The sequence below is a fragment of the Actinoplanes hulinensis genome (genome assembly GCF_019429605.1).
GTDB lineage: Bacteria > Actinomycetota > Actinomycetes > Mycobacteriales > Micromonosporaceae > Actinoplanes > Actinoplanes campanulatus.
The window spans coordinates 383,090-389,890 of the sequence record NZ_JAHXZI010000006.1 but is presented as its reverse complement, the minus strand read 5'-3'; the positions used below and the strand labels follow the sequence as shown (position 1 = coordinate 389,890).

Here is a 6,801-nt window from a genome sequence, read left to right as displayed (position 1 = left end):
TACCGGCTGCTGGTCAACCCGACCGGCCGTTTCGAGATCGGTGGCCCGATGGGTGACGCCGGCCTGACCGGCCGGAAGATCATTGTGGACACCTATGGTGGTTACGCCCGTCACGGTGGCGGCGCGTTCTCCGGCAAGGACCCGTCGAAGGTGGACCGGTCGGCGGCGTACGCCACCCGCTGGGTCGCCAAGAACGTGGTGGCCGCCGGTCTGGCCGAGCGCTGCGAGATCCAGGTCGCCTACGCGATCGGCAAGGCCCACCCGGTGTCGCTGTTCGTCGAGACGTTCGGCACCGAGAACGTGCCGGTCGAGCGGATCGAGAAGGCCATCAACGAGGTCTTCGACCTGCGCCCGGCCGCGATCATCCGCGACCTCGACCTGCTCCGCCCGATCTACCAGCAGACCGCCGCGTACGGCCACTTCGGCCGCGAACTGCCGGACCTGCGGTGGGAGAGCACCGACCGCGCCACCGATCTCAAGAGCGCGGCCACGGCCTGACATGACCGGCATCTACGTGACCGGGTCGATCGCGACCGACCATCTGATGACGTTCCCCGGCAGCTTCGCCGAGCAGCTCATCGCCGACCGCCTCGACACCGTCTCCCTGTCGTTCCTGGTGGACGACCTGGTCGTACGCCACGGCGGGGTCGCCGCGAACATCGCCTACGGCCTGGCCCTGCTCGGCCGTCGCCCCCGGCTGGTCGGCGCGGTCGGCGCCGACTTCGACGGCTATCGCCGCCGGCTGGAACACTCCGGGGTGGACTGCTCCGCGGTGCACGTCAGCCGCACCGCCCACACCGCGCGGTTCATCTGCACCACCGACGCCCGGCAGTGCCAGATCGCGTCGTTCTACCCGGGCGCCATGGCCGAGGCCGCCGAGATCGACCTGGCCGGCATCGTCGGCGCGACGCGGCCCGAGCTGGTGATCGTCGCGCCCGACGCGCCGGGCGCCATGGTGCGGCACGCGGCCGCCTGCCGCCGGCACGGGTGGCCCTTCGCGGCGGATCCGTCGCAGCAGATCGCCCGGATGTCCGGCGCCGAGATCAGGGAGTTCGTCTCGGGCGCCGACTACCTGATGACCAACGAGTACGAGCTGAACCTGCTCCTGGAGAAGTGCGGGATCCGTGAACCGGACCTGCCCGGCCTGGTCGGCACGGTGGTGACCACCCGGGGCGAGCGGGGAGTCCGGATCCGGGACCGGAACGGCGAGACGTCGGTGCCCGCGGCGCCGATCCCGGCGGTGGTGGACCCGACCGGAGGGGGTGACGCGTTCCGCTCGGGATTCGTCGCCGGGATCGCCTGGGGACTCGCGCCGGGCGACGCCGCCGCGGTCGGATGCCAGGTCGCCGCCTTCGCGCTGCGGCACGAGGGCAGTCAGGAGTACGCCTTCACCCCGGAGGCGTTCTGTTCCGCCCTCGTCGAGAACTACCGGGACACCCGGCCCGGCGCGGTGGCCGCCGCCGTGCTGCGGCTCGAGGGAGCCGCCGCCTGATTCCGATAATCCGCGGACCGTCGCCGAAAGGGGAGCTCACCGGAGCGTTCCCCGATTCGGCATTTCATTTTCGGAAAGGCTTCCAACAACTCAGCGGGTGACTCGTGACACTTTCTCGAAAAGAGAATTTCATCGACGTCCATATATGGACGAGTTACGGTTACCGGAGTCCACAGCGGACGAATCGCGGCACATCCACGTCGAGCGGCCGCTGCGTTTCATCGGATAAGAGCAAGTAATGGGGGATCCGAGTGGCAGTGTTGACCAGGACGCACTATCTCGATGAGTCGCGCCGTCTTGACGATCTTCGCCGGCTCGCCGATCTGGCCGAGACCGGGGCCGCACAGGTGGTGCTGGTCGAGGGATCCGCGGGGGCCGGCAAGACCGCCCTCGTCAACGAGTTCCTGACCGGCCACGCCGGCGGGTGGCGGGCGATGCGCGCCCGGTGCGGTCAACTGGAGCAGGACAGGCCGTTGAGCACCGTCCGGCAGCTGTTCGAACCGGCCACCCCGGTCGCGGGCCGCCAGGCGCTGCGCGGCGGGCTGCCCACCGCGTACACCGTCCACCACCGGCTGCACCACCAGCTCGCCGAGCTCGCCGGGCAGCAGCCGGTCATCCTCGTCGTCGACGACATGCATCTCGCCGACGACGAGTCGCTGCGCTGGCTCGACTACGCCGGCCGCCGGCTGGACGGCCTGCCGGTGCTGCTGCTTCTCACCCGGCGCCCGTCACAGCGCGGCGAGCACGCCGCGGTCCTCGCGGAACTGGCCGCGCACACCGCCTTCACCCGGGTGGGCCTGCCGCCGCTGAGCGTCAACGGGGTCCGGAGACTGGCCGGGACGATCCTGGACCACCCGATCGACGACCGTTTCATCCTCGCCTGCCACACGCTCTGCCGGGGCAATCCGCAGCTGGTACGCGCGCTGCTGGAACGGCTGGCCGGCGCCATCCCGGTCCACCACCTGGAGGAGGTCTTCCGCACGGTCCTGCTGGACACTCTGCTAGCGCGGCTGCACCGGCAGCCCCGGCAGCACGCCGCGGTCGCCGCGGCCCTGGCCGTCCTCCCCGAGCACTCCGACCGTGACCTGGTGGCCGAGGTCGCCATGGCCGACGTGCCCGGGATCGATCACGCGCTCGAACAGCTCGCCGACATCGGGCTTCTGCACCCGGACGATCCCGGGCGGCTGAGCGACCCGGGTCTGCGTGACGCGATCCGCGCGAGTCTGAGCCCGGACGAGCGCGGCGCCCAGCACACCCGTACCGCCCTGGCCCTGCGTCGGCGGGGCGCCAGCCATTCCGACATCGCCGAGCAGTTGCTGGCCGCACCGACGTACGGCGAGAAGTGGGTGGTGTGCACGCTCCTGCAAGCGGCCCGGGAACACATGGCGGGCGGCCGGGCCGGGACCGCGGCCCGGCTGCTGCGGCGGGCGATGCGTGAGCCCCTCGACGGGGAGCAGCGGCTCAACGTGCCGTTGGCGCTGGCCACCGCGCAGATCGAGGCCGGCAGCAACACCGGCGGCCTGCACGGGCTGGACGAGGGGATGCGGCTGGCCGCCACCCCGCACGAGCGCGGCACCGTGGCGGCGCGGCTGGCCTACAGCCTGCACAGCGCGCGCAATCCCTGCGGCACCGCGGAGGCCCTGCACAACGCGATCAACGGCCTGGCCGGCAGTGACGACGAGGCGGACCGCACGCTGACGCTGCAACTGCAGACGCAACTGATGTTCCACGGGTACTGGTGCTCCGCCACCGCACCGGACGCCGCCGCGCTCGCCGACCGGATCAGCCGTACCGTGCCGGGGCGGACCCACGACGAGCAGCAGGCGCTCGCGGTGGCCGCGCTGTGCCGGGCCGCGGCGCTCTCCGCCTCGGCCGAGAAGACCGTCGCCGTCATCGAACGACAGCTCACCGCGGGCCTGCACGCGGCGGCGGCCGGTCTGCCCTACTTCCTCTGCGCGCTGACCGGCCTCGGCCTCAGCGACCGGACCGACTTCGCCGAGCACCTGCTGAGCTGGCCACTGGACACGCCACGCTGCCTGCACTCCAGCCTGATGGAGGGGCTGGTCTCGCTGGTCCGCGCGGACCTCGCCCGGCGCACCGGAGATCTGGCGGCCGCACGGACGGCGGGCCGGGAGGCGGTCCGGATCCTGCAACGCGCCGACCGCCAGATGCTGTTCAGCCCCACGGCCGCCGCGGGTCTCGCCGACACGCTGATGAGCATGGGGCAGCACGAGGAGGCGGAGGCCCTGCTGCGCGAGTGGCGGGGCGACACCGTACCCGGCACCCAGGGCTGGGCCGCGCTGCTGGTGGCCTGCGGCCGGCTGCGGCACATCCAGGGCGACCACTCCGGGGCGCTGGCGGACCTGCTCGCCTGCAGCAACTTCGTCTCCTGGGCGCCGTGGGCCAATCCGGCGATCCTGAACTGGCGGTCGATGACGGTGATCGCGTACGCCGAGACCGGCCGTTCCCAGGCCGCACGGCGGCTGGCCGTGCAGGAGCTCGCGCTGGCCCGCAGCTGGGGTGCCGCCACGCCGGTGGGAGCGGCCCTGCGGACCCTGGGCAACGTCACCCCGGGCGCGGACGGGCTGCGCCTGCTGGAGGAGTCGGCCGCGGTGCTGGCCGGGTCGCCCTCCCGGCTCGAACACGCCCGGACCCTGGTCGACCTCGGTACGGCCCTGGCCGGGCAGGACCAGCCGGAGCAGGCGCGCCCGCACCTGCGCCGCGGGCTGGACCTGGCCCAGGAGTGCGGCGCGGCGCCGCTGGCCGAGCAGGCCTACGCGGCCCTGGTGTCCACCGGGGCGAGGCCGCGCCGGCTGCGCGGAACGGGCCTGGCCGCCCTCACCCCGACCGAGCAGCGCACCGCGATGGAGGCCGCCCGGGGCTGCTCCAACCGGGACATCGCGGCCCGCCTCTTCGTCAGTCAGCGGGCGGTGGAGAAGGCGCTCACCTCGGTGTACCGCAAGCTCGGCATCGCCGGGCGGCTCCAGCTGCCGGCCGCGATGGAGTCCGCCTCCCGGCAGTGACATCCGCTCTCGGGAGCCGGGGCCGCCACGGCGACGTCCGCCGTGGCGGCCCCGGCTGGGCCACCCGCTCAGCTGAGGGTGAGACCAGCTCAGCTGAGGGTAAGCGCGGTGGCCGCGCCGCCGGCCAGGACCGCCAGCACGGCGGCCGGCAGTCCCTGGGCCGGCTCCTTGGCCCGGGCGTGGGCGATGTAGCCACCGGCCATCAGGAGGGTCAGCCCGACCGCGGCGGCGACACCCAGCGGTTTCCAGGCGAGGCCGATGAGCAGGCCCACCGCGGCGGAGACCTCCAGCACACCGACGAACCGCAGGAACGGGAACGGGACACCGATCCGCTCCGAGGTCTCCCGGATCGGCTTGGCCCCGAACAGCTTCGCGAGCCCCAGCGACAGGAACACGACGGCGAGAAGGATCGACAGGGTGGTCGAGACGACAGACATGAGACAGCCCTTCGGAGACCAGACGACGGCATCTACCGGCAGGAAGTATAGTAACTTCTTTTTTTGCAGTGGCTAGACCCGGTCACACCGTACGCCAGACCGGCCGGCCCTCCTTCACGAAGGCGCGGTGCAGCATCACGATGTAGAGGATGTCGAGCACCACGGTGGTGGCGAAGAGCACCGGGAACAGCAGCCGATCGGGGTAGTTGGCGATCGCGAGGACCGTGGCGGCCGCGTTCGCCACCAGCTTGAGCACCGCGATGTACATCGTCTGCCCGGCCGTCGAACCGCGGCGCAGCAGCATCCAGATGAAGGCGTAGCTCAGGAAGCAGTCGAGGAGCAGGGCCGGGTACAGGAAGTCGCCGCCCAGGTCGTGCGGGAGCGCGTACATGAACCCGAACCCGAACGCGAAGAGGCCGGCGACGGACCAGCGGTAGACCGCCGGCGGGATCCCGGGGAAGTCGCGCCGGCCGAACCTGATCGCCTGGTAGACGATGACCAGGTCGATGCCGAACCAGAAGACGTTGATGGTCCAGTTCGCACGGTCCACCGGGAACACCCAGGTGAACATCGTCTCCCAGCCGATGTTGCCGGCGAGCGCGAGCAGCGGGATGCCCAGGCGCCCGTCCTTGAAGCCGCGCCGGATCGCCATCAGGTAGATGGCCGACCAGCCGACCGCGAACACCAGCTGGAGGATCGTCTGCACGGTCAGATCGATCTCGTGCTTGGGCGCCAGCGCCGGCACCGGGTCACCGGCGGCGAGCAGCACTTCCCATTGCGGCATGCGGAGAGACCTCTCTCATGGAAGAAGCGGGACGGGCGTCAGGCCCGGCGGCGGACGCCCGCGATCAGGACGGTGAACAGCAGGAGGTACGCCACCAGCAGAGCGCCCACCAGCGGGTCGCCGCCGGCCTGGATCAGCACGCCGAGCGTCGCGGCGAAACCCGTGGAGGCGGCGTGCAGCGTGGCCCGCAACGCCACCGCGTTGCTGCGTGCCGGATCGCTCAGCGGATCGTCCAGCAGACCCCGCACCAGCCAGTACGCCAGCGGCGCGGTGAGCAGCACGGCCACGCCCACCACCCGCGGCAGGACGCCCGCGATCGTCACCACGATCAGCAGCAGGTACGCGACGACGTTCAGCGCGGCGATCAACCCGACGGCACGCCGGGGGCCCAGCCGGTTGGGCACCGTGTGCTTGCCGACCGCGAGGTCCGCCTCGTGGTCGCACAGGTTCATCACCATCATGCGGGCGCTCATCACCAGGAAGAGCGGTACGCACACCGCCGGCAGCTCGACCGGGATCCGGCCCGCCTGGAGGTAGCACACCAGGCCCGGGGTGAGCAGGGTGAGCACGGCGGCGGTCGTCACCTCGCCCAGCGCGCGGTAGTTCAGCCGGACCGGCGGCGCGGTGTAGAACCAGGCGAGCGCCAGGATCAGCACCGCGGTCAGGCGGCTGCCCACCGACGGCATCAGGGCGGACACCGCGATCATCGCGAACAGCGCCACGAACGCCGCCGAGAGGCTGGCCGTCGGCGTCAGCAGGCCCTGGGTCAGCACCCGGCTGCCCCCGGTCCAGGCGGTCGGCGAGGCGTGCGCGTTGTCGGCGTCCCAGTCGAAGTACTCGTTACAGAAGTGGGTCATCAGGTGCGTGCCGGAGATGAAGACCTGGGCGAGCAGGTACTCGCGCCACCGCAGCCCCTCCCCCGCCAGCGCGGCCAGCCCCATCCCGAGCGCCACCGTGATGAGGCTCTCCAGCAGGAACTTCAGCCGCGCCAGCCGGATGAAGGCGAGGATCACCTCCCGGCGGGACCGGGGCGGCGCGGCTCGCGTGTCGTCGACGGCGGTCATC

6 protein-coding genes are annotated in these 6,801 nt (G+C 71.9%); 3 read left to right on the top strand and 3 right to left on the bottom strand.

The window, feature by feature from the left end:
- From KZ829_RS14185 to KZ829_RS14175, 3 genes are all read left to right on the top strand, one after another.
- The coding region (locus KZ829_RS14185; protein ID WP_220144335.1) for a methionine adenosyltransferase domain-containing protein at positions 1-498 on the top strand (498 nt) is incomplete at its 5' end.
- Position 499: 1 nt separating this feature from the next.
- Entirely contained in the window at positions 500-1,492 is a 993-nt protein-coding gene (locus tag KZ829_RS14180) for a carbohydrate kinase family protein (protein WP_220144334.1), read from the top strand.
- Positions 1,493-1,743: 251 nt separating this feature from the next.
- A complete protein-coding gene (locus KZ829_RS14175; RefSeq protein WP_220144333.1) occupies positions 1,744-4,515 on the top strand; it encodes an AAA family ATPase in 2,772 nt (923 codons plus the stop codon).
- Positions 4,516-4,604: 89 nt separating this feature from the next.
- Here KZ829_RS14175 and KZ829_RS14170 read toward each other — a convergent pair whose 3' ends face one another.
- From KZ829_RS14170 to KZ829_RS14160, 3 genes are all read right to left on the bottom strand, one after another.
- Positions 4,605-4,952: a DoxX family protein gene (locus KZ829_RS14170; RefSeq protein WP_220144332.1), complete on the bottom strand. Its 348-nt coding sequence runs from the start codon at positions 4,950-4,952 to the stop codon at positions 4,605-4,607.
- 82 nt (positions 4,953-5,034) lie between these two features.
- Positions 5,035-5,736, bottom strand: coding sequence for a transmembrane-type terpene cyclase (locus tag KZ829_RS14165; protein ID WP_220144331.1), 702 nt, complete (start codon positions 5,734-5,736; stop codon positions 5,035-5,037).
- A 38-nt stretch (positions 5,737-5,774) separates the two neighbouring features.
- Positions 5,775-6,800 (bottom strand): prenyltransferase, encoded by a 1,026-nt coding sequence (locus KZ829_RS14160; RefSeq protein WP_220144330.1) that lies wholly within the window; start codon positions 6,798-6,800, stop codon positions 5,775-5,777.
- Between the last annotated feature and the right edge of the window lies 1 nt (position 6,801).

Coding starts and splice junctions, on each gene's coding strand:
- KZ829_RS14165 (WP_220144331.1), bottom strand. CDS start 5,736: ATGCCGCAATGGGAAGTGCTGCTCGCCGCCGGTGACCCGGTGCCGGCG.
- KZ829_RS14170 (WP_220144332.1), bottom strand. CDS start 4,952: ATGTCTGTCGTCTCGACCACCCTGTCGATCCTTCTCGCCGTCGTGTTC.
- KZ829_RS14180 (WP_220144334.1), top strand. CDS start 500: ATGACCGGCATCTACGTGACCGGGTCGATCGCGACCGACCATCTGATG.
- KZ829_RS14160 (WP_220144330.1), bottom strand. CDS start 6,800: ATGACCGCCGTCGACGACACGCGAGCCGCGCCGCCCCGGTCCCGCCGG.